19 protein-coding genes are annotated in these 23534 nt (G+C 34.7%); 12 read left to right on the top strand and 7 right to left on the bottom strand.

What is annotated here, in order from left to right; genetic code table 11:
• The first annotated feature begins 4 nt into the window (after positions 1-4).
• Both CM19_RS03430 and CM19_RS03425 read left to right on the top strand, forming a co-directional pair.
• Complete coding sequence (locus CM19_RS03430) at positions 5-436, top strand: CoA-binding protein (protein ID WP_048099059.1); 432 nt, start codon at positions 5-7, stop codon at positions 434-436.
• Positions 437-598: 162 nt separating this feature from the next.
• Positions 599-2212 (top strand): hypothetical protein, encoded by a 1614-nt coding sequence (locus tag CM19_RS03425; protein WP_048099058.1) that lies wholly within the window; start codon positions 599-601, stop codon positions 2210-2212.
• On the opposite strand, the gene CM19_RS03420 is transcribed toward CM19_RS03425, so the two are convergent.
• Entirely contained in the window at positions 2196-3113 is a 918-nt protein-coding gene (locus CM19_RS03420) for a fumarylacetoacetate hydrolase family protein (RefSeq protein WP_048099057.1), read from the bottom strand. The two genes, CM19_RS03425 and CM19_RS03420, sit on opposite strands and share 17 nt — an antisense overlap.
• Positions 3114-3746: 633 nt before the next feature.
• Here CM19_RS03420 and fdhF point away from each other — a divergent pair.
• Together fdhF and fdhD are read left to right on the top strand one after the other, a co-directional pair.
• Positions 3747-6677 (top strand): formate dehydrogenase subunit alpha, encoded by a 2931-nt coding sequence (fdhF, locus tag CM19_RS03415; RefSeq protein ID WP_048099120.1) that lies wholly within the window; start codon positions 3747-3749, stop codon positions 6675-6677.
• Positions 6664-7440 (top strand): formate dehydrogenase accessory sulfurtransferase FdhD, encoded by a 777-nt coding sequence (fdhD, locus tag CM19_RS03410; protein ID WP_048099056.1) that lies wholly within the window; start codon positions 6664-6666, stop codon positions 7438-7440. The genes fdhF and fdhD overlap by 14 nt, the downstream gene beginning before the upstream one ends.
• An 89-nt stretch (positions 7441-7529) precedes the next feature.
• On the opposite strand, the gene CM19_RS03405 is transcribed toward fdhD, so the two are convergent.
• Positions 7530-8720 carry an RNA-guided endonuclease TnpB family protein gene (locus CM19_RS03405; protein ID WP_048099055.1) on the bottom strand — a complete coding sequence of 397 codons (1191 nt, stop codon included), beginning with the start codon at positions 8718-8720 and terminating at the stop codon, positions 7530-7532.
• Between the two features lie 340 nt (positions 8721-9060).
• On the opposite strand from CM19_RS03405, the gene CM19_RS03400 reads away from it, so the two are divergent.
• The 3 genes from CM19_RS03400 to CM19_RS03390 all read left to right on the top strand — a co-directional run bounded on the left by CM19_RS03400 (position 9061) and on the right by CM19_RS03390 (position 11398).
• Positions 9061-9462, top strand: coding sequence for a hypothetical protein (locus CM19_RS03400; RefSeq protein ID WP_048099054.1), 402 nt, complete (start codon positions 9061-9063; stop codon positions 9460-9462).
• A 459-nt stretch (positions 9463-9921) separates the two neighbouring features.
• Entirely contained in the window at positions 9922-10614 is a 693-nt protein-coding gene (locus tag CM19_RS03395; RefSeq protein ID WP_048099053.1) for a phosphorylase family protein, read from the top strand.
• A gap of 22 nt (positions 10615-10636) precedes the next feature.
• Complete coding sequence (locus tag CM19_RS03390; protein ID WP_235185612.1) at positions 10637-11398, top strand: sulfite exporter TauE/SafE family protein; 762 nt, start codon at positions 10637-10639, stop codon at positions 11396-11398.
• 319 nt (positions 11399-11717) lie between these two features.
• Here the strand turns inward: CM19_RS03390 and CM19_RS03385 are convergent, their stop codons facing one another.
• Complete coding sequence (locus CM19_RS03385) at positions 11718-13199, bottom strand: ABC transporter permease subunit (protein WP_048099052.1); 1482 nt, start codon at positions 13197-13199, stop codon at positions 11718-11720.
• The gene (locus CM19_RS03380; protein WP_048099051.1) at positions 13196-14098 is read right to left on the bottom strand and encodes an ABC transporter ATP-binding protein; all 903 of its coding nucleotides are present in this window, start codon (positions 14096-14098) and stop codon (positions 13196-13198) included. Before CM19_RS03380 ends, CM19_RS03385 begins: the two co-directional genes overlap by 4 nt.
• 584 nt (positions 14099-14682) lie before the next feature.
• On the opposite strand from CM19_RS03380, the gene CM19_RS03375 reads away from it, so the two are divergent.
• From CM19_RS03375 to CM19_RS03360, 5 genes are all read left to right on the top strand, one after another.
• Positions 14683-15840 carry an MFS transporter gene (locus CM19_RS03375; protein WP_048099050.1) on the top strand — a complete coding sequence of 386 codons (1158 nt, stop codon included), beginning with the start codon at positions 14683-14685 and terminating at the stop codon, positions 15838-15840.
• Positions 15841-16543: 703 nt separating this feature from the next.
• Positions 16544-16699 (top strand): hypothetical protein, encoded by a 156-nt coding sequence (locus tag CM19_RS13040; RefSeq protein ID WP_160164857.1) that lies wholly within the window; start codon positions 16544-16546, stop codon positions 16697-16699.
• Between the two features lie 819 nt (positions 16700-17518).
• Positions 17519-18181 (top strand): HAD family hydrolase, encoded by a 663-nt coding sequence (locus tag CM19_RS03370; protein ID WP_048099049.1) that lies wholly within the window; start codon positions 17519-17521, stop codon positions 18179-18181.
• Between the two features lie 448 nt (positions 18182-18629).
• Positions 18630-19802 (top strand): NAD(P)/FAD-dependent oxidoreductase, encoded by a 1173-nt coding sequence (locus CM19_RS03365; protein WP_048099048.1) that lies wholly within the window; start codon positions 18630-18632, stop codon positions 19800-19802.
• A 98-nt stretch (positions 19803-19900) separates the two neighbouring features.
• Complete coding sequence (locus CM19_RS03360) at positions 19901-21475, top strand: APC family permease (RefSeq protein ID WP_048099047.1); 1575 nt, start codon at positions 19901-19903, stop codon at positions 21473-21475.
• 39 nt (positions 21476-21514) lie between these two features.
• Here CM19_RS03360 and CM19_RS03355 read toward each other — a convergent pair whose 3' ends face one another.
• From CM19_RS03355 to CM19_RS03345, 3 genes are all read right to left on the bottom strand, one after another.
• Positions 21515-21868, bottom strand: coding sequence for a hypothetical protein (locus CM19_RS03355; protein WP_048099046.1), 354 nt, complete (start codon positions 21866-21868; stop codon positions 21515-21517).
• Positions 21869-21959: 91 nt separating this feature from the next.
• Positions 21960-22898: an alpha/beta hydrolase gene (locus tag CM19_RS03350; protein WP_048099045.1), complete on the bottom strand. Its 939-nt coding sequence runs from the start codon at positions 22896-22898 to the stop codon at positions 21960-21962.
• Positions 22899-23007: 109 nt separating this feature from the next.
• Positions 23008-23534, bottom strand: a 527-nt coding sequence (locus CM19_RS03345) for an APC family permease (protein WP_048099044.1), incomplete at its 5' end; no start/stop codon positions are given.

The raw sequence follows: 23534 nt of genomic DNA, 5'->3' as shown, positions 1-23534 counted from the left end.
TTCCATGACAAAAGATGTAGAAGAGGAAGAGATCAAGTTCATTTTAGAGAAATATAGGCATGTAGCAACTATTGGCTTTTCTAAAGATCCAACAAAACCTTCCCATTACGTCCCTAAATTTTTGATGGAACATGGATATGAAGTAATTCCAGTTAATCCTACCGCAAACGAGATCTTGGGAAAAAAAGCTTATAAATCAATTATCGAAATCCCGGAGAAAGTAGAAGTTGTAGAAGTTTTTAGGCCATCAAATGAAGTTCCAAGAATAGTTGACGATGTAATAAATAGATCTAAAGAAAGAGGAGATGTAAAGGTAATATGGCTACAGGAAGGAATAAGGAACGAAGATGCGGCAGAAAAGGCTAGAAAAGAGGGATTAACAGTAATTCAAGACAAATGTATGTACAAAGAATATAGAAAAATATTTGGAGTCTAAATCCCTTTATCACATGAGTAAAGTACATTCTTGTTTAAACGTCTTATCCTTCCATTTTCTCAAAAAGATGCAATTAAAAGCTGACTTGAGTATGGTAAGAATTTAGGTTTATTTCAAATTTTTAGGATAAAATTTATAACCCTTTGTGAAAAGGGAACTAGAATGAGAATAAAACAATACGGAAGTATGGCTATCCCAGTTATTTACTCTATTACTCTGTTACTTATTTATCCAAGCTTTGAGGTCATTCCTATAACTTTCGCATTTATGAGTATATCTTACCTTTTTGACAAGAGAGTATATCTTGTTTTAACCTCTATTTTATCTGTATTTGAAATATTAAAGGGAAGCCCAATAATTCTCTCCTTGCTACCCATAATAGGACTAATGGGATACATTTTACCTAAATTTACATCCTCGCTCTCTATAGCCTTACTTTTTACTTCTGTATTTTACATGTTTAACGTACCAGCCAGCGAAGAGTTTGCTTCTCTCATCCTCTTAGTCCTGGGCGTAGAATTATTGGGAATGGATATTAGATCTTTTATTTCAGCTGGTATACTGACTCTCGTAATCTCTGCAGTAGCGTACTCTGCTAACCTGGTAACTATATCCAATCAAATTTCGATGATTTCTTTCGAACTTCTACTTACTGGAGTTCTAGGACTAATTATACCTGAAAGAATTGAAAGAAAGGCTGGAGCGACCTCTCTTATATCCTCTGCAATGTTGCTTTATTCGCATTCTTTTCTTCCCCTAGCATTTCTAGCGATAGGTTCTGCTTCATTTTTCCCTCCTGCAATCTTTGCGTACTCAATTTCATATCTCATTTTATTTCATAATTTTACAGGTCTCGAATTCCTTGGTCTTATGCCTCTTTATCTTTTATTAAGACTTTTTAAGGAAAAGGTGAGTGGGCTATTTCTGTTTGGAATTTTCTCAATCTTCCCTATAACCACTCTATTAGCGATTATTCTAGGAGGATTGACTGGTTTAGTTTATAAAAGAGTAAGCTTTTTGGTTGCATCAATTATATCGTTTATCTACTCATATCTTACTTACAATTTACTAGGGATCACGATCTCTTCAACTCTTGCAATAAGCTTCTCGATCCTTTATTTAGCTCCGAATCTCCCGTGGAATAATGTATTAAAATACATAGAAGAGGGATTCAGAAAATGGGAAGGAGTTATAGTTATAGGCATAGCTGGAATTTCCGCTTACTTGTTCTTTCAAGGATATTTCTTAGTTGCTTACATTACTTTTGGCATTTCTCTACTTTACTTCTTAAGTAATATAAGAGCACCCAATCCATCTAGGCTAATCCTTATTTCACTTATATCTCCAATTGCAAGTATCTTTTCTCTGTTTCTCGATAGAAGAAATAGGCTTGCATGGTCAATATTTTTCATTGAATTCTACGCATTCCTAACATTTCTCAACTTGAACCTTATAGAGTACGGTATTGGTACAATAATTGCTGCAATATCAACTATCTTTTCCTTTAAGTGGAAGTATTATTATCTTATACCTGCATCTCTTATTATCCCTGCATTTTCGCCTATTCTTTTCCTTTTAGGATATAACATTAAAGATAGAGGTTTAGAAGCAACTGTTTTTCAGATCGCTTCCGCTCTTGCTATAGTGCCTATATTGCTATCGATTCACTTCACTTTTCCTTTAGTCTGGACAGCATTTTACTTCTTGGAAATTCCAAAGATTCCAGTTGATATAAAGATATTACTATATTATCTTAAGGTTACTCATCTTCTTTGATAATGAAGTTTCTTAGCACTCCTATTCCAGAAATCTCTGCATCTACAACGTCTCCCTCTTTTAAGTACTTTCCTGTAGAAAGAGCTACTCCTGGAGGAGTTCCGGTTGATATTATATCTCCAGGCGTTAGAGTTATTCCTTGAGTAATGTACTCCACGATTTCATCTATCTTATGTATCATATCTTCAGCGTAAGCTTCTTGTCTAATCTCATCGTTAACCCTTAACTGAAGTTTTAGCAAGTAAGGGTTCTCTATTTCGTCTTTTGTTACGATGTATGGTCCCATAGGTGCTGCAGTATCCATACCTTTGCCATGTACCCAACTATGACCAAATTGACCCCTAGGTGGGAGTTGCCTATCTCTAAAGCTTATATCATTCAAGATTGTGTATCCGAATACGTAATCCATGGCTTTTGTCTTTTCAACATACTTTCCAGCCTTTCCAATAATTACTGCAAGTTCAATTTCATGATCAACCTTATGGTTTCCCTTCGGAATTATGACAGGTCTATTATGACCTGTCAAGGCATTATTAAATTTCGTAAATAAGTACGGTTCATCAGGAGGCTTAGTGCCAGTTTCCTCACCGTGGGCCCTATAATTAACCGCCAGTAAATAAATCTTCTCTGGATTTTCTACAGGAGGGTAGAATGTTATCTCCTGTTGTCTATACGCCTTAAATTCCTGAAAGTTTCTCTCTACTTCCCTAACTACTTCATAGAGAAGTTTCATAGCCCCTTTGCCTCCTGAGATAAGTGATTTCATGTTGAAAAACCACTCTGGTGGAATGCCTTCAAATACTTGCTGATAAGCTTCACTTAAATCTATCACTATGTTTTCTCTTTCTAATAAAAACCCAATAGACTTTTGTCCTTCATGAGAAAAGGTTAGAAGTTTCATAGGGACAAGTTATCATAGTTAAAATTTAACTTTATGGGGTTAGTGTAGAAATTTGTAGGAAATTGAATTACCGACTCATATCTAAAGCTTCGGTAAGTAATCCTCATGCTGTTACTCTAATCTTTCGGGTTCTTACAGCTACACAGTCGAACTAACCCTGCCAAGGTATAATGGAATCAATTCTCTAAGACCTTAGGATTGTTCCACAATTGGGGTTTGGGCTCTACGGGCATTTATTATCATGTCCATAAAGCCTTGGGCTTCACCACGTTATGAACAAAGATCATTATCATGTTCCGCCACCTTAGCGGGCTAACCCACCAACACTACTAGGGTATGGGAAAACCCGCACATACATAACTCCACCCTCACCCTTTTTTGCCCTTTCCCTGGGTCTACATACCAACATGTAGGACAAATTAATATTGTTTCTTTATTAATATATAAACATTTTGATGGAGAAAATCATGAAATGCATATAAGTGTCACGGTTTAAGTGAAACTGCTGACAACAGCTAATGGAAAACATTTTAACACTATACGATGTCTTATTTCCATAAAAAGAGTCTTATAAAATAGATTTACAAGTTTTTTTAAGATGATTTCATATAGATCTGTAGAAAAGGATAATTGATTTCCTTGGTTAAACTCCAAATCAACGGAAAAGACATAGAGACAAAAGAAGGAGTTTCTGTTCTTTCCGTAATGAGAGAAAATGGAATTTATATACCTGCATTATGCTTTAATGAGAGTTTAGGACAATTACAGACATGTGACACATGCGTAGTTGAGATAGATGGAAAACTAGCCAGGGCTTGCTCATCTACAGTTAAGGAAGGAATGCGAGTTCTGTCCAATAGTGACAGAGTACTGGAAGCTAGAGAAAAAGCAATGAATGGAATTCTTAGAAATCATTTGCTCTACTGTACAATTTGCGATAACAACTATGATTGTGAGCTTCATGAGGCGGTAGTAAGACTAGGAATAAAAAAGCAACAGTTTAAGCAAAAACCATATGAGATTGATGACTCTAACCCATTTTACGTTTACGATCCAGATCAATGTCTACTTATAGGGAGATGCGTTGAAGCTTGTCAAGACGTTGTAGTAAATGAGGTAATCAAGATAGATTGGAATCTTAATCCACCTAGAGTTATCTGGTCAGATGGAAAGAAAATTAATGAGTCTGCATGTGTCTCCTGTGGGACTTGCGTGACTGCTTGTCCAGTTAATGCGCTCATGGAAAAAACGATCCTAGGAAAAGGAGGTCTTTTTACTGGTATTTCCTTAGAGACCAAAAAGAAATTAGCTATACAAATGGCAAAGAATGAAAGGGACTTCTCATTCCCTATGATGTTAAGCGAAATTGATAGATCAATAAGAAATGGACTAATTAAAAGAACTAAGACGGTTTGCCCATTTTGTGGGGTGGGATGCTCATATGAGGTTTGGACTAGAGGGAAAGAAATACTCAAGATTGAACCTAAACCAGAGTCTCCCGCAAATGGTATTGCAACATGTATTAAAGGAAAATTTGGCTGGGGATTCGTCAATAGCCCAGAAAGGCTTAAACATCCCCTTGTTAGATACAATAATGAGTTTAAGCAAGTAAATTGGGAAGAAGCGATATCTATTATTTCAACAAAGTTAAATGATATAAGAGAGAAGTACGGTCCTGATTCTATAGGAATAATTGCATCGTGTACAGACACTAACGAGGAAGCATATCTAACCCAAAAACTAGCTAGACAGATTATAGGTACCAATAACGTAGATAACTGCGCAAGGTATTGTCAATCTCCAGCAACTGTAGGATTGATAAGAACTGTTGGATATGGAGCTGACTCTGGCTCTTTTAGAGACATTGAGTCTGCAGATCTGGTTATTATCTTTGGGTCAAATACAGCTGAGGCGCATCCTGTCGCTGCTGGTAAGATAAAAAGGGCAAAAAAGTTAAACGGGCAAAAACTAATTGTTGTGGACGTAAGAAAACACGAAATGGCAGAAAGAGCAGATCTCTTCGTAACGCCAAACCCTGGGACAGACCTAGTTCTGATTAAGGGAATAGAAAAGTATATCATTGACCAAGGATGGGAAGATAAGGATTTTATATCGAACAGGACTAGTAACTTCGAAAAATTTAAGGAAAGCTTGAATGACATAAACCTGGATTACGTTGAGAAAGTTACAGGAGTAAGAAAGGAGGACATAATAAAAATAGCTGAAATGATTCATTCAGCAAATAAAGTAGTAGCCCTGTGGGCAATGGGGATAACTCAACATCAAACTGGGAGTGAGACATCAACAGAAATATGTAACCTTTTGCTTCTTACAGGTAATTTCGGAAAACACGGGACGGGAGGATATCCAATGAGAGGTCACGCAAATGTTCAAGGAGCTAGTGATTTTGGAGCTCTTCCTAATTACCTTCCAGGTTATATCAGTTTAGAAGACGCAAAGGGAAGGGAGATTTTTGAGAATGCGTGGAAATGTAAGATAAATGAAAAACCTGGATTAACCAGTACAGAAATGATTGAAGAGGCATTAAAAGGAAAACTAAAGGCGATGATAATTATAGGGGAGGATAAAGTTTTAGCTGAAGCGAATAGCGAAAAAGTTATTGAAGCTTTGAAAAAACTAGAATTGCTCGTTGTTGTAGATCTATTTATGACAAGGACAGCAAAATTAGCTCATGTAGTATTACCAGCTGCTGCCTCAATTGAAAGAGAGGGAACGTATGTAAACACGGAGAGGAGAATACAAAGACTTTATAAAGCGTTTTCTCCACCTGCAGAAGCTAAGAGTGACTTCGAGATTATTATGATGATTGCAAACTCGCTTGGAGCTAACTGGAATTATAGTTCTCCTGAAGATGTAATGAAAGAAGTGAGTTCTTTAGTTCCAGAATTTGCTGGAATAACTTACTCCAGATTAGAAGGATTTAACAGTCTACAATGGCCAGTCTCATCAGATGGTAAAGGCACGGAGACGCTTTACCTAGAAAAATTTAATAAACCAGATGGTAAAGCGCATTTTTGGCCTACTTACTATATCGAACCAATACCGACTACAGAACAGTTCGATGTCTACCTCGATAATGGTAGAATGCTTGAGCAATTTCACTGGACCAACATAACTGGTAAAACTAAAGGTATAGTTTACAAACTTCCAAAGCCTTATCTTGAGATATCATACGAAGTTGCGAAAAAGTATGGAATAAAGACTGGAGACAAAGTAATGATATACTCAAGAAACGGAGAGAAATTAAAGGCTGAAATCATGGTTACAGATAAGCTAAAAGGAATGAGGGCATTCCTTTCACTTCATGATAATCAAGAGATCACCATAAACACGCTAACTAATAGCGTTCTAGATCCAACAAGTAAAACTCCTGACTATAAGGAAACTCCAATAAGAATAGAAATACTAGAGTCATGCACTACCTGTGAACCTCCTCTTCCAAAGTGGAATCCACGATACGTAAGGAAAACTCCTCAAATAGGGATTAATTACAAGGAAAGATGGAAAAAGATGGGTACAGTGATTGAAGATGGAAAAAACTAGGGGAATAAGAAGTGTAAAAGTCCTGAAATTTAATGGAGGAAAATTAGACGAAGAAGACGACGCCATAGCTGAAGAAGAACCGTTGAGTTTGAAGATTTTTGGAAAAACTAACAATTCAGAAATTATAATAATGAGAACGCCAGGTAATGATATTGAACTAGTAACAGGTTTTCTATATACGGAAGGAATGATATCTTCTAGTACGGATATACTCTCTTTTGAAGAGGGAGATAATGAAATAATTGTTAGAATTAGGGGAAATCCTACCAACAGGCAATTTATAATAAACTCAAGTTGTGGATTCTGTGGGAAAAATAAACTAAATGAGATTGGAAGGGTTAGCTATAATGAAAGGATTGATATTAACGTCCTAGTTTCTCTTCCAATAAAACTTTTGGAGTCTCAGAGAATATACCACGTCACTGGTGGAGTCCATGGTGCTTCAGTATTTAACATCTTAGGCGATTTAGAGTCGTCTGCAGAAGACGTAGGAAGACATAATGCTGTCGATAAAGCAATAGGGAAACTTGTGCTTAAGGGCGAAATACCGGCTAGGAGAAAAGTTTTACAAGTAAGTGGAAGGATAGGTTATGAGATTGTGTATAAAGCTTCTATTGCCGGTATATCCTTCGTTACTGGCATATCAGCTCCAACATCTATGGCTGTAAGTTATGCTGAGGCTATAGGAATGACTGTAGTCGGCTTTACTAGAGAAGGAAAAATGAATATTTATAGTCATCCAGAAAGAATATTAATTGATTAGAGTTCCGAAATCATTACATACTTTAACTTCTATTCTCGTAAGTTAATACTCAATCCTTCAGCGACCTAATAGCTGACGTCCTCACCGCCCTAAAGGGCGATGGTTCTCTTCAGATGCGGTTCATCGGTTCCACCACTCTGGGGTCTCACAGACCCCTCATTGTGGTGGCTGTTGGGGTCGCCAGAAATCCCCCTACGCAATAAGTTTAAAACTGCAATAGAATCCCTATCAGCTTGAAAACCACACTTCTTACACTTAAAGAGTCTGTGTCCAACCTCAACCATTTCTTCACCGTCGTAAGGGCAATGAGTTGAAGTGTAAAATGCTGGTACCTTGATAACAGCTATACCGTGTTTCAACCCTTCCCAAGATATCCAAAACTGAAGAGTACGGTAAGCCATGTACTGGAACCTCTCCCTCCAAGACTTCTTCAGATCAGGCTGTCTCTCGTTGAGCCCGTTTAAGTCCTCTAGTATAATTGTGTCCTTACCTAACCGTTTAGCGTAGTTTATAACCGTGATAGCTTCTTTCCTAGCCCAATCAACAAGATCATCGTGTATATTCTGGTACACAGCGACTATCCTTAACAACACCCTCTTTAGAGACCTCCAAGATGGATACTTCTTTTGAAGGGTCGACACATATCCTCTCTTGTTTATTAATCTTTCTATAGGCGTTTCATTCCTCCTCTCGTGTTTCTCATCACCATATACGACCTCTCTAACGTTAATATCTACAGCTACGGCGTTACTTGACGGCTTTGGTAACTCAACTTCTCTCTCATAGCTTATGTGTAAGTAGTACTCATCACCTTGTTTCATTAGTCTTGCTTCCCCTCTTTTCCATTCCTTAACCTCATCAAAAGTCTTTGGATACCCTTCAACAATTAACTTACCATAAGACGAGGTCTCAACATACTCCTTATTTACCTCTTTGATATCGTCGATCTTCAACCACAAAACGTCTTTCCTTAACCTAGGTTCCCTACCTTTGTTTGGGTTGTCCATCCAACTTTTCGCTATCGAGATAGCTTGTCTTAAACACGCTATTGCTTGATAAGATGAGAAATCAAACTTCTCCCTTAACTCTTTATACCACACTTGTTGTACTTTGTTTAATGAGATTGTGTACTCCCCATTTCTTTTTGTCCAAACTGCTTTATGTATTAACCAATTTAAAACTAGGTTTGTCGCGGTCTTCCATTTTGAGAAGTTGATGTCCTCCTCTGGGCTAACCTTTAGGATTATTGTCCTGGTTAGTACCCCTTCATCGGAGGGCATATAAGATACCACATAGATCAAAGCTTTTAAAAAATAACCCCGCCTTAAAAGGCGAGGCTTGAGTAGTTGTCATATAGGATAATCCTCGAAGTAACACTATGAAGTAACACTATACGAGAATCATAAGGATTACCCGATGGTTATCCTTTCCGTAAAAAATGAGACTTCGCTAAAGTTGATCTGGAGATTCTTTATTATAATTCTTGAAATAGACTTTCCTGATTTAATACACTTTAAAAAAATAAATAACATATATTCCAACTTAATAAGTTAAGTTATTCCGCTAAACTATTATTTCATTTTATACAAAACTTTTAAACGCCCGTAGAAAGAATATACCATGAGTAACGTCAGGACAACCTTAACTCCGCCTGTTTCTCCAATAATAATGTTCTATGGAAAGTCAATCAGTGGAGAGTTAATATTAAGCAGAAACACGCAAGCATTTCAGTTCCCTCTTAGAATAGTGGCTATAACGTTAGATGTTATAGCCCCTAATACGATACCGCTGACCTCTCCAATAGGCGTAACGTTAACTATAACGTTTAACAAAAGGACATACTTAATATATAGAAGAACGTTTAACACTCATGAATTCCACGATAATGTGATAATGGGAGGGGAAAATGCAGTGTTCACAATACCTGCTAGAAATACAGCGCAATTTACTGTTAAAGCCTTCCCAATTCCAACAAAAACATTGTTAAATCTTCTAATCTATACGGAGGAAAGTAACGCATAAGCATGTAAGTATAAATAGTTAGAACAATCTTTAAATCATAATATACATATAAATGGGGTAAAACCCCACAATAGACCTATTGCTTTCAACACAATGTTGTAGTGAAACACCTGACCTTTAAGTCTGAGACCTGTTTACTTACTGATCTTCACTCTTTAAAACAATGATATATGTTCTTCTTAAGCATTATCTAAGGAGATTGAATCAATTAATAATAAAATATAGCAAATAAGAAATTTTCATGTATACGCACTTCTTTCCTTTAATTATATTAAATCATATATAAAAAGAAGACAATTCTAAAATGGATAATTAATAGAATTGTAAAAATGATTTCTTACTAAAAGACTATGTACATACGTTCAGATGATATTGTGGAATGAATGCCCACGCTTTAAAAGATTAACAGGTAAAATCTATTTAATTAATCATAAATATCATTGTTACCTATTCACGTTCATGGTCCTTGTAACGGCACAAAAAGACGAATTAGGAGAAAAATCAATCATCGTAGGAAACCTAACTAGAATGAAAACAATAGTCCAGTTATTAGATAATGCTAGACAGATAAGTGAATTTGCAGGATACTATACATATGTAGGGAACTATAAGGGGGAAAAGGTAAGCGTCGTATTTCATGGAATAGGAATTCCATCTTTAACGTTGATAACACATGATTTATTCAATCTAGGAGTTAAGGAAATAATAAGGTTTGGTTCAGCCACAGGGTTAAAGGACGTTAAACCGGGAGAGATTGTTATTCCAATAGGTTACTCATATAATATGGGAGGTACGTTTATGCAATATTTTGGAGGAGACCTAATGAGTTATGCCCTTACTGCAGACTACGAACTAATGAACAAACTTGTAAGGTCCCTTAGTCAATCGCAAAAGGTAAGAGTAGGAAACGTCTTCACTAGCGATGCGCTATTAGCCCAAACAAGGGATTACCTTAAGAAGTTATCTTCAAGAAATCATCTAGCAGTAGAGTTAGAAGGAGCAGGACTCTATTTCTTAGCTAACTTACTTGGGTTTAAGGCAGTATCTGTACACCTAATATATAGAAACGCGCTAACAGAGGAGACATTAAGTCAAGATGAAATAACGAAGAAGGAAAAAGAAATAGCAGAAATAATATTAAATTCTATCTAAATTTTTTAAACTGTGATTGCCAGTGTTTGACATTATTTTGTTCATTTTCATTATTATAGGAATAGCTGTAGGTGCATTAACGGGAATAACTGGATCTAGTGGTGTATTGATAGTTGTACCTGCACTTTCTTACTTAGGTTTAAGTTTTGTTGACTCAATTGGTTCAAGTTTACTAGTAGATGTAATAACAACTCTTTCTGTAATTTTTGTTTACTTTAGGCATGGTAATGTTGATATTAAAACTTCTTTAATACTTGGATTAGGAGCAGTGATTGGAGCTCAAATAGGTTCGCGACTAGCCTTCATTGCCCCTGAAAGAGCCTTAGAATTAGTCTTCTCTGCATTTACAGCGTATATGGCTTATGTATCTTTCAAGAGATCTAAAAACCCAAAATTAAACATAAGGAAAATTAATGCAAGGAACGTTGCATATATCTATGCTCCTCTTTTAAGCGTTCTAATCGGAGTAGTTACAGGCACATTAGGGGCAAGTGGAGGTATAATGTTCATCGCTGTTATGATGCTGCTTTTCTCGATAGACGTAAAAAGAATGATTGGGACAGCCACACTAGCCATGCTTTTGTCAGCCACTAGCGGCGCTGTAGCTTATTCTATTGCTGATAAGATCGATTTTCTCGCCTCGTTGATAATTGGAATAACGGCTTTATTTTCAGGTTATTTCTTCGCTAAGTTAGCAAATAAAATGAAGCCAGCTTATATCTATGCCTTTCTTGGAAGTGTGTTTGTAATAGTTTCTATAAGCGAATTGGCTAGAGTGATTTAATCCATAGATTAAAAATAACAAAGATTTGATTATAATTAATCATGTTATAAAACAGTCATTAAATTCATAGATTGTCTCAAATGTAAAAATACTATATAAAAACGAGAAAACGTTTAATCGATATTTCGTAGCCATAATCCAAGGGAAATACATATTATATCAATTGAAACGGATTACATAGCCTTAGCAGGTAAAATAACTATGAAAAAGTGGATAAGATCTCTAGGACTCCTTAGAGTTTGAAGCCGAGCATATTTTAGTTGTCCCTTCAATGATATAAAGAAGAAAAAGATTTTTTAAAGAAAGTCAATAGTATAAATTAAATTAAGTTCATTCTCCTAAACCTTATCAGTCCAATTATCGATGGTACTATGATCCAGAGTAAAGATGAAACAACGACGAAAGCAGGGTTTACAACAGATATGGAATTAACTTCCCCTATAGCTCTTAGAATATAGTATTCCGAAAAAGATAATGATCCTCCAGGGTTGAAATAGTCAAGAAGGTATTCGTTACGTTCAATTGCTGATAAGTTAAACATTCCTCCAGATAAGAGAAGAGCTAATGTTCCCCAGAAAATTGTAAATATTAAGTAGAATACAATTGAGAGGCCGAGATATCCTGAGGTTTTCTTTATTAAAATTGCCAATAACGTATAGAGGGAGAAAAATCCCATAATATCTCCAGTTATACCTAGAAATATTAAACCATAGAAATTAAATGGCGGAGAGATTCCATAAAGAAGACTTATTGTTAATCCTATACTCAAAGTAAGTATTCCAGACGAAAGAATTGCGGTTAGCGTTCCGGCTATAAATCTGTTAATATAAATTGAGTCTCTAGTTATAGGTCTTGCAAGCAGAAATTCCATTGCTCCGCTACCTAATGGTTTGGATATCATTGAGTAAACTAAATACAAGAAAATTATAGGAAACAAAGTAGCAAATAAACTAACACCAGATGGAAATGAAGACATTACGTCGACCTCTAGAGGTATAAGCGCACTATACCTTGATGATATTATGCTCGTTTCATTAGATTTAGGTAGAACTAATTTAACAGTGAAAAATCCGTTAGTTTTGCTCATCTTAACATGAAATATCGAAATTCCCTCTCCAGTGCCTGCGAACATTAAAGTTTTCGATATTGTTGCAGATGTTTGCGAAACAGGAAACACTGATACCTCACTCAAATTTGAATAACCATAATATACACTGTAGTTAACTTCACCGCTATTCCCTAAATATAGAAATATTAACTTTCCATCAACTAAGGAAAAGGCTTCATTGTTTGGCGCGTATCCGAAATAACCTAAATAAGAATTAAAATAATTTACAGATATATTTTCATGTACAATTGAAATAAATTGATTAGAAGGCTGAACTGCGCCTATCTGAATATATTGTACCTGAAATGGAACTTCTACGTAGCCTAAACTAGTTGACGCGACAACTTTTATTCCTTTTTCCAGGTCTTTAGATAATTCGCTTCCATTTAAAGGAAATTTCAACCTAAAATATCCAGTTTGCGTAGATGTAGATCCTATTAAACTTCCATTGACTAGCACTTCTACTTTTCCACTTACTCCATCTCCTTGGTTGTTAAAGATATATCCAATAATGTTAGTCCCGTTTTCCTCCCATATTCCAGCTATCATATTAGTCTTCTGAGTTATGTTCTTAGCAATTGAGGAATAACTTGAATAAACTATTCCTATTCCAGCCAAGATAAAAATAGCTAGGAAAAATAATACAGAGAATCTTAAAAATGTTCTCCTAAAATCATATATCAGAGGATTCATTTCTGATCACCTATAACCTTGAAAAATACTTCTTCCAAAGACGACGATGAAACGCTCATCTCGTAAAGATTTAAGTTCAAAGCTGAGATTTCTTTTGATACGTCTGCAGTGTTACCATTAAAATTATCTATGATAATATATCCGCCTTCTTCTCTAACCTTACCATACTTTGAAAGATAGTCAATTAGTTCCACGCTTACTCTATCAACCTTTATTTTTAGCGAAGGAGAGACATATCTCCTTACTTCATCCATTGACATTTGCTTAATAATCCTTCCCTTATGAATGAATACTATCTTATCAGCTATTGATTCGAGCTCAGAGAGTATGTGAGAGGAAAGAAGTATAGCTTTACCTTCATTTCTGAATTTACTTGCTAAATCTCTAAAAAATTGAATACCTTGAGGATCCAGACCATTAAACACTTCATCAAATATAAAATTCCCAGGATTGGAAATTAAGGAAACTGCTAATGAAAACCTTTTTTTCATACCCTGAGAATAAGTGGCCAATTTACGTTTTTCAAATCCTGCTAGCCCTAATTCGTCAAAAAGTTGTCTAGCCATTCTTTTAGCATCATTACTAGAAATACCGTAAAAACCAGCTAGATAAACGAAGTAGTCCCAAGCTTTAGCGTCCTGTTCAAATATTGGAAGCTCCGGAACCCAGCCCAAGTTCTTTGATACTTCTTTCTTCTCACTAATAGTATCATGATCGTCCACTTTTATTCTTCCATTATCCTGGATTAGAACGCCTGCTATCATTCTAATAGTTGTGGTTTTTCCTGCGCCATTTAATCCAACAAAGCCTACAATCTCTCCATTATTAACTGTAAAACTTACATCATTAACGGCTATAAAATCTCCAAAATGTTTAGTAACATTTTCTATGACTATCATTGTGGAGAAATTCTATATATGTATATATAAAGCTTATCGCTATAGTTATAGAAACAGAGATTTAACGAAAATTTAAAATTAGGAGATATTATTTCAAATAATATTAAAGTCTTAATTTACTATAATTATATTAAATATATAGTTCATTTGTCGACAAATCCAGTTTGAGATAAAAATATTCTTATAGCCATTATATATAGAGAAATTGAACTATCTCGACTTTTTTTTTACAGAACTAATGAAATGATTATTATTGATATTTTCCCACCAATCATCTCACTTACATACTTTACAGATCCATTAGAAAGCTGAGGTCTAAAATCCTAAAAATTAAAATAGGCTGTTTGTGGGATGGGAAGATGTGGAGACACGCTTTCTAAGAATTATTTATCTCTATAGATTTGAAGGTATCAGAATTCTCTTTAATAAAAACACTACTTCTGTTCAATTATAATACAATGAGTTATATCAGGTTAATACTTCGATGAAAATATTATATATGGCACAACTGAACTCACGTAGAAAAAGTTTAGCTTAAAACGTTAAAGCGTTAATAATATATTCATTTTAACATACCTTCTGTCATGATCAAGAAGGAATACTTTTACTTCATGTTGATAATTATTTCTCTGACTTTTGTTATAAGAGGATCAAATAACATTATAAGTACAACTGTCCCTTTAGTAGCAAAACAATTCTTTGATTTTAGTAATGCATCTATAGGGATACTTTCGGCATTGATTTCCTTTTTTATGTTTATAGCAAGTGGAATAGTTAATCCTTTATTAAAAAATAAAATAAGAAGAAAATTGTTTATAGCCTCAGCTACAGTATATGCTATAGATTTACCGCTTTTCTCTTTTTCCTCTTCCATCTCAGTTTGGCTGCTTTCGGCAGTTTCCGGACTTTCTTTAGGACTAATATTTCCTAACATAATTAACGCTACAGGAAAAATTCAAGATGAGAGAGAAAAAGAGAAGGCATTGGCTCTGTATACCTTATCTTTAAGTTTAAGCTTAATAGTAGGCCCATTACTTGAGTCTTGGTTTTTGAAAATAGTGAGCTTAAAGAATATCTTTCTCCTCTTTTCCCCGTTTGGTATAGCAGCTGGGATTTTATCCTTTCTAATAGAGTTCCCTCCGATTAGAGATGAAGCTAGGGGTATCTCTATCTTGGTACTAAAGAACCCTTCATTTATTACAGCAATTGTAAACAATACATCATATGATACCCCTTTTGCTGCTATTACCGCATTTGGCGGAATATATGGAGTACAACTTATACATCTTAACTACTCCACCATAGCCTTATTTTTCTCAATCTATTTCCTTTCGTCATTTATAGCAAGGCTTTATCTTTCATTAAGAAGAGTAAAAAATGTTGGTTTTCATATTTATCTTTCAATGATAATAGCAATTTTTGGCTTACTGATCTTGTTTTTATCGACTAATGTATTTACTTTTGGAATGGCGATGTTTTTGCTAGGAATACCACATGGCTTAACCTATCCGTTGTCACTAATAGCCTTAAATAGAGGATTTAAACCTGAAATGAGAAATGTAGCAAATAGTACGTTTTTTGCAATCATGTCATTAGTAGCTATAGTTACACCACTAATTGTTGGTGAATTGTCCTCAATAATAGGACTGAGGTTATCATTTTTCTCTCTAATATTTCTAGTTCTAGTTTCATTATTTATAATACATAAATATGTAAAACAAGTTGATAGATTATTTCATTAATTATTTGCTAAAGAAAACTTAGAATTAAGCAGGATTATTTATGCGAAAACGTAACTCTGGATAATGTTACGGGATAGCGTAACCGAGGTACGTCAAATAATGACCATATAGGATAAAATCGTTAGTCTAGCATGGACAGATCTTGAGGCTAAGGAAGCAGTTGCAAAGTTCTTCAAGTTTCTTTTCGTAAGTCATGACGCGCTTTCTTGTTCTTCTATTTTTATATGACTACGTTTTAAATGTTGTTAGAGCTGTTATCATATCTGTCTTTCTTATACCTACACTGTAACAGTCAAAGCTTTACATGTCTAGAAATTTTCCAGTAAATCCTTCCGCTTCTTTTTAATATCAATATTCTCTCAAGGTTACAAACGTCATTTCATTAGAGATATAGTAGTTGTAAATTCATTCTTACTCAGTAAGATAAAATACTTCACTATTACCTAATAATCTTAGACTTAAATCGAAGATTTTCCAAAACTTAATCAAATACTCAACAAATGTTTAGGGCATTAAAAAAAATTTAAGAAAATGATTTTACTAAATTATACTGTTCAACTCTATGGAATAAGAAATAAGAAATATTTCTTATCTATATTTATACTTTATCATTAGTTTTTGATTAAGCTAACTAAAAATGAACATATATGTCTGGGCTAATATTTAAAGAAAATTTTATATTCTTATAGAGAAGGATAGTCTTATGATAGATCCTATAATAATAAATACAATACAAGTCACCTTCTCATACAACATAAGTGCATTATTTACAGCAATAATCCAAGGAATTGAATACGGACTATATCTTGTATTACATGGAGTAAATGGAGTTCTTAATGGTATATTGGAATTATTCTAAGCAAATTCAATAAAAACATCTCAGGGTTGGACTGTAAAACAAATATAAAGTTTTTAGAAACATTGATATCAAGCTAAGAGTTAATTTTTATATTCCGTTTTGTCAAGTACTCTAAAAATGAATATACTACACTGAATAAAGAATCTGTATTTACCATAAAATAGTTCGACAAACAAAAATTTTAGATATTAATGATATATTTTCATTATGTTGTGAGCTAATAGGAAAAAATTAACTATTTTGGGAAGGATATTCAAAATATCTTATTCAATTGACTAAGTTAATTAGCCACAATTTACCTCTTCTATGATATAATCCATGGACTATGATCTTCCAGAGAGTCAATTGAGGGATAAATTGTATATATCTTTTCCTTAAGGTATCGGTCATAAAAAACCCTTCACGCTCCCGGAAAGCGAACAGCTATGTTTTAAATAATTATGGGACTATTTCATAATCCTTATACTGCTTTTTCCCTTTGAGCTAGTTGCCTAGTTTACCTATATATTAACGCTTATTCGCCCTTTTAAAAGAATACATTGAACACTACCATACTGCATTGTATATTTTATACGCTAACTTCAACTAGGCCTTAACTCCATTAAGGTCATTTAATAGTTAATAACATTGATTAATTCGTCCGCCTCTAAGGAGGAAACCTTGACGATTCTCCTTAAGGATAAAACCATTAAGATATAGTTAGAATGAATTAAAGAATAATTGAACTTTTGTTGTCTGATATCTACATAGATTATAATAGGTTTTCGGCAGTAGAATAAATATAACAAAAATTTTTTAGTCCATAAAAAACTCTATGTTATGTATAAGGCTGTATTTTCAGATTTAGGAGAAACGCTAGTTGGATTTACTCCAAGAACGTACGAGGTAGTGTATAACATATTAATGGAAAGTGGTTACGAACTAGATAAGAAAAGAGTTTACAGAGCTTACGCCAAAGTTGTAACCTCTAATTTGTATCCAGGAAGTAATGGTACAGATATGCTAGATATTAGAGACCTACTCTACGAATTAAATATCTATCCAAAGGAAAGTCTCATAAGGAAATTTGATGGATCATTAAAATCTGAGGAAACAAAATTTCTTTACGATGATGCTATAGACTTTTTAGAAGGAGTCAAATCTTTAGGCCTTACTCTAGTCTTAGTAAGCAATGCTACGCCTAGAGCTTTATCAACTGTTAAGGAATTTAAACTAGATAAATATTTCGATAAGATGATCTTTTCCTTTGAAGTCGGATTAATCAAGCCTAATCCTCGAATATTCTCAAAAGCAATCGACTTTGCAGGAGATAGAGCTGTTCACATAGGTGATATGTATGAGGCAGATTATGTAGGAGCTAAAAGCGCGTTTATAGACGCTATACTCCTTGATAGATCTGAACTTTATAAAGAATTGAAGGTTAAGAAAGTGAGAAATTTAAAAGATGCTTTAAAGGAAATAAAGAAAAATATTGAAGAATAACTTTTATGGACTGGCCTATTTAGAATAGTTTACAAGGTTCTTATACTTAGAAGAGAAGAGATCGATTAACATGATATTTTCCTCAGCTAGAGTTAAGTAGATAAAGATTCAGCGCAATAGTTGGAATGAATACATCCTTATAAAAAGCTTAATCAGGGTATACACGCCCAGAGGAATTGCCCTATTATTATTTCTTTGAATTAATAATAAAATCATTGTGCATTATAAATTTCATAGTTAAACGGAAACGCTTACGATGACATTCTATAAAAATCAATTAATCCTATAGAAAACAAAATTTTATCAAAATTTTAGAATACAAAAAATAAATATATTTGACTAATGTTATAGTAATTATTGCCAATAATTTTCTCATACTGAACTATTAAAGTTATCTTTATCGGCGTTGATGAGTTTATTTTAAAAAATAGTATAAAATTTTCTAAATATGAAAAACGTTTTGGTAATAGGCGGAGGAATAGCAGGAATGACAGTGGCAAATGCATTGGCTGAGAAAAAGGATATCAAAGTGACTGTAGTAACTGATTCTCCATATTATTTTGCAGGACCTTCAAGACCATTAATACTAACTAATGAGCAAAGATATTCCAGGACAATAAGAGGATATGAGGAATCAGGTAAAAGGGGAATAAAAGTTGTGTTTGGACATGTAACTAAGGTAAGTCCAGAAAACAGAGAGGTAATAATGAGTGAAACTACTACTTCGAATTTTTCTAAAACAAAGATCTCTTATGATTACCTAGTCGTAGCTCCTGGAGTTACCTTTGATGGAAGCGCTATAAACGGTTATGAAAAGTTCTGGTATAACAATACTACAGTCTACGATCCTGGAAGAGTTCACGTATTAAAGGAAAGAATATGGAACCTAAACTCGGGAAAAGTGATAGTTTATGCTCCTAAAGCTCCGTACAGATGTGCACCAGCACCTACAGAGACTGCCCTTTTGTTATATACAATTTTAAAATTCAAAGGAGTTCAGGACAAGGTAGAAATAGTGCATATAGACGCTAATGATAAAACTCAGCCACCTGTAATAGCTGACGTAGTTTCTAAGATTTACGAAAAAGCAGGCATAAAACTTGTAACAAACCAGGAAATTACTGAAATTGGAGACAACTACGTTGTAACCAAGAGCGGTGAGAAATATAATTTTGACGTTTTAGCCATGCTCGAACCTAACAGGGCACCGAAATTTGTAGAGGAGGCAGGACTAGGAAAAACATGGATGGATATTAGAGGCCCTCAGGATTTAAGGCACCCTAAGTACGATGATATATTTTCTGCAGGAGATATAGCAAACTTACCTTTCCCTAAGAACCAGGAAATAGCGTTTGAGACTGCTAACTTCGCCGCCAATAAAATCCTTGAAACGGAATCTCTACCAAAGAATCCTGTACAGTACGCTTTCATTGGATGGGCTTACATGGGAAATATTGAAGGAAAATTAGAGACTATATCGGTTAGATTTGGTCTAGATTTCTCTACTCAGCCTCCTAAACCATCTAAAGACACTGAACCGAAAAAGGAGTACACCGTACAAAAGGATAACTGGGAACAAGCCTACCTGGATAGACTATTTGGATATAAATATCAGAATTAATTTTCTAACTATCTTGAAATATTGGGAAAGATATAGTTAATTATTAAACAGAGAATTCCAAGGCAATTTTAAAAAAGATCGGGAATATAAGGTTTGCCATGACCGATGACAAGAAGCTTAAAAAGGAGATATCCCTTTACTCCTTATCTGTAATAGGATTATCATCAGCAGTAGCAACAGCGATATTCTTCAGCCCACTTCAGATGTCAGAAATAGCGGGACCTGCTAGCCTAATCTCATGGATTTTGGGCATATTCTTTTACGTTACGATATCTTTAACTTACATAGAGTTATCCCAGGCCTATCCAGAGGCAGGAGGACCCTCTAGATATTCGATTTATAGTCATGGAGCTGCGACAAACTTGATTAACGCCATGGCTGATCTGCTTTGGTACTTGTTTATCCCTCCAATAGAAGCTTTTGCGACTATTGAGGGATTATACTACATCTTTCCTCAGCTATTAAACGCAAAAGGTTTTCCAACAATCTATGGAGCAATAGTTGGAGTTGCACTGATGCTTGGATATATACCATTTAATTATTTTGGAGTTAGGATTTTTTCAAGGATAACGTCAGGTTTTGGCACAATAAAGTATATAATCTACGTACTTCCAGCGTTACTTTTATTATTTGCCTTTGTTAACCTCAAGAACTTTACACAATACAATGGCTTCATACCATTTGGGGTATCTGGAATTTTTGCTGCAATGCCTTATGCGATGTTCGCCTTCGGAGGAGCTAGAGTTATACCAGATTTTGCTGAAGAGGTAAAGAAGAAGAAGGATCTTATATATGCCTTAATAATTACAGTTATAGGCGAAGGTCTAATTTACCTACTCTTTGACTTTACTTTCATATCTAACTTGGACTGGTCAAAGTTAGGAATTCAAACTGGAAACTGGGGAAATCTGGATAAGATAATCGGAAATCCGTTTATAGTCCTTGCTAGCACTTTCCATAATAACGTTGCCCTCATATTACTTTTGATTGGGGGAATAGTTGGTCCATTTTTAACTGGTTATGTTTATATGGGAGGAGGAGCTAGAGTGATGTTTGCCTCAGCAAGATCTGGATTTCTACATGATAAATTAAAAGCGTTACATTCTAAGTACGCTATACCATATTGGGGGCTTATAGTCTTTGCCATAATTGGGGCTATTATAGCTTTTCTATTTGCTCCAATACCCAGTATATACGGTTTAATAGATGATGCTACCGTTGCAGGTTATATAGGATTTTCCACTAATCCAGTAGCAATGATTGTCTTAAGAAGACAAGGTGTAACAAAATATAAAATACCTGGAGGTAGCGTGATTTCGGCCTTAGCGTTTATTTCGGCCTCTCTAATAGTGTACTGGAGTGGATGGCCTGCTGTTCCATACTCCGTGATTATCTTAGCTTTCATAACTGCATTTCTAGGAATTATAGGAAAAGTAAGAGAAGGTTGGAAAGAGTCGGCGTGGTATATAACGTACATTGCTTTCCTCACGGCAATGACATATATTGGTTCTAATGGAGCTCTCAATCTAATTTCCTTTAATCTATCCACTTTGATAGTTGCGATAGTGTCAATAGCAGTATTTTATCCATTTGGAATTCTACAGGGATTAAAACAAAGAAACTACGAAAGCCATACAGAGGCCGGAATTGTAGGTAAGAATAATATAGAATAACAATAAATACCTTCTTAGCCTAAAATATTCCAACACGTGCTACTTTGCCTCTTTTTTCATTAATATATAGGCATGATATCTTATACAATCCATATACCTATCGTGATGGTCATTCATTTTTACAGCAACATAATCTAAAACTTTCTCGTTTCCTAGGAGTAACTTCGCATAATCTACTGAGAGATCACTCATCTCGATTAAAGGAGATATGTCGAAAAGAGTGCTAGATGCTTTTCTTCCCTTAACTATTTCCTTTAAGAACGGATCTGTTTTTATTATTAAATCGGAAATATATTTTTCTACATCGTCTCTGTCCATTCCAACTCTCTTTGCAATGTATTTAACAGGTTTATTCATACATCTGAGCTTTGCTATTTCTTGTAATTTGTCCATAAATAAAATGGGATGTTAACACGTAAAAGTTTTCCTGATTAGGTTTTTATGTATTATCTTAAAGCTTACAATATCAAAGAGTATTGTACACCTAACTGTCTACTAATTTTTCATAAAGATAAGGAAGGGACTTGCAGTACCTAGTTGAATTACCAAAGTGACCGCCATCGAATTCCTCGAAAAAGTGGGTTATGCCTAGGTTCTCCATTTTTTTATGTAGAGTTCGCATACCTATAAATAAGTTGTACTCATCGTTCTTTCCAACGTCTAAGTAAATCGCTTTCATTTTTCTTAATTCGTCTCTATAGTTGGACACAGTCTTAACTGGATCATTCGCTATCCATCTTTTCCATACGTCTTCAACTATCTCTCCAGAACATGTAAATGGTAAATCAAATCCACACTCCTTTTTTACATTGTACGAGTAGAATGCTGAACTACCTAGTACATTAAGAACCCTCATTTCATCGTCATTAGGCTCCTTAGAGATAAGCTCAGAAATCGCTTGCCTTACGTCCTTATCATGTAAATACTTTACAGCGTAAACAAAGTCTTGAGCGTAAAGATAAAAGAAGCAACTGTCACCAAAGTGATCAGCAAAGCCATTTACTATATCTGGATGCTTTACCGCCAAGGTAAAAGAACCAAAACCACCAGATGACTTTCCAAATAAAGCGACATTTCCTGTGCCATATTTTTCTCTAACTTGTGGAATTAATTCATTGATGATGAAGTCCTCATAATTTCCAACAGCAGGTGAATTGATGTATTGGTTCATAGAATATTTTGTTCTAAAGTCCGGATTAACTACAATCGCCTTTATTTTTTCTTTATCAAGCAAATTATGCATTATATGATGAAATATATTACTTGTGTTCCTTGACCATTTTATTCCTGCAAGTTCTATAAAGAGAGGTAGACCTTCATCGAGCTGATCTGGCGTATATATGTGAAGTTCCCTGACATAAGGATCCTTTAAGAAATTATCCTTTAAGCTTTCGCTTTCTATAGTCATTATATCATGCTTCATAGATATGGATTGCCCAAAAGATAATTTAAAATTATATTTATATTTTTAAGGAAAAGCATACAGAAACCTTCTTTAAAATAAGATTATAATCGTAAATTCATTGTAAACATTAACCAAAAAGTCTGGCTTTTTCTGGTTTTTCTCTTTTTCCTTCTCTTATTACAGAATATATGACGAGTAACAACACGGTAGTTACTGAACCTATGAGCAAAGCCTCCTTAGGCATTCCTATAAAGACTACTAGAAGAGCTACTATTGAAATTACAGGCAAATAAGGATAACCAGGGGTTTTAAATGTAGCGTTTGATCCTTTTCTTCTAAAGTGAATTACCGCAAGGGATGTGACAAGATAGGAAAAGAGGAGACCAAAGTTACTTATTGCGGCTATAACGTAGACATTACCAGCAAAAAGAGTAACAAAGCCAATTATTGATGAGATTATTACTCCTGAAGTTGCTACATCCTTAGATTCGTTATAGTTCGTTACTAGCCTAGGTAGTAAACCATCAGAACCCAATTGATAAAGCATTCTAGAGGAAGTCAATATCATAGCTAAGGTTGCGGAAGTTGTTGCCATTAGAGCACCGATGTCTACTACCAAAAGCAGTACCTGAGGAGCGTGGGAATATGATAAGG

The organism is Candidatus Acidianus copahuensis, from assembly GCF_000632495.1.
GTDB lineage: Archaea > Thermoproteota > Thermoprotei_A > Sulfolobales > Sulfolobaceae > Acidianus > Acidianus copahuensis.
This window is presented reverse-complemented; position numbering and strand designations above follow the sequence as displayed.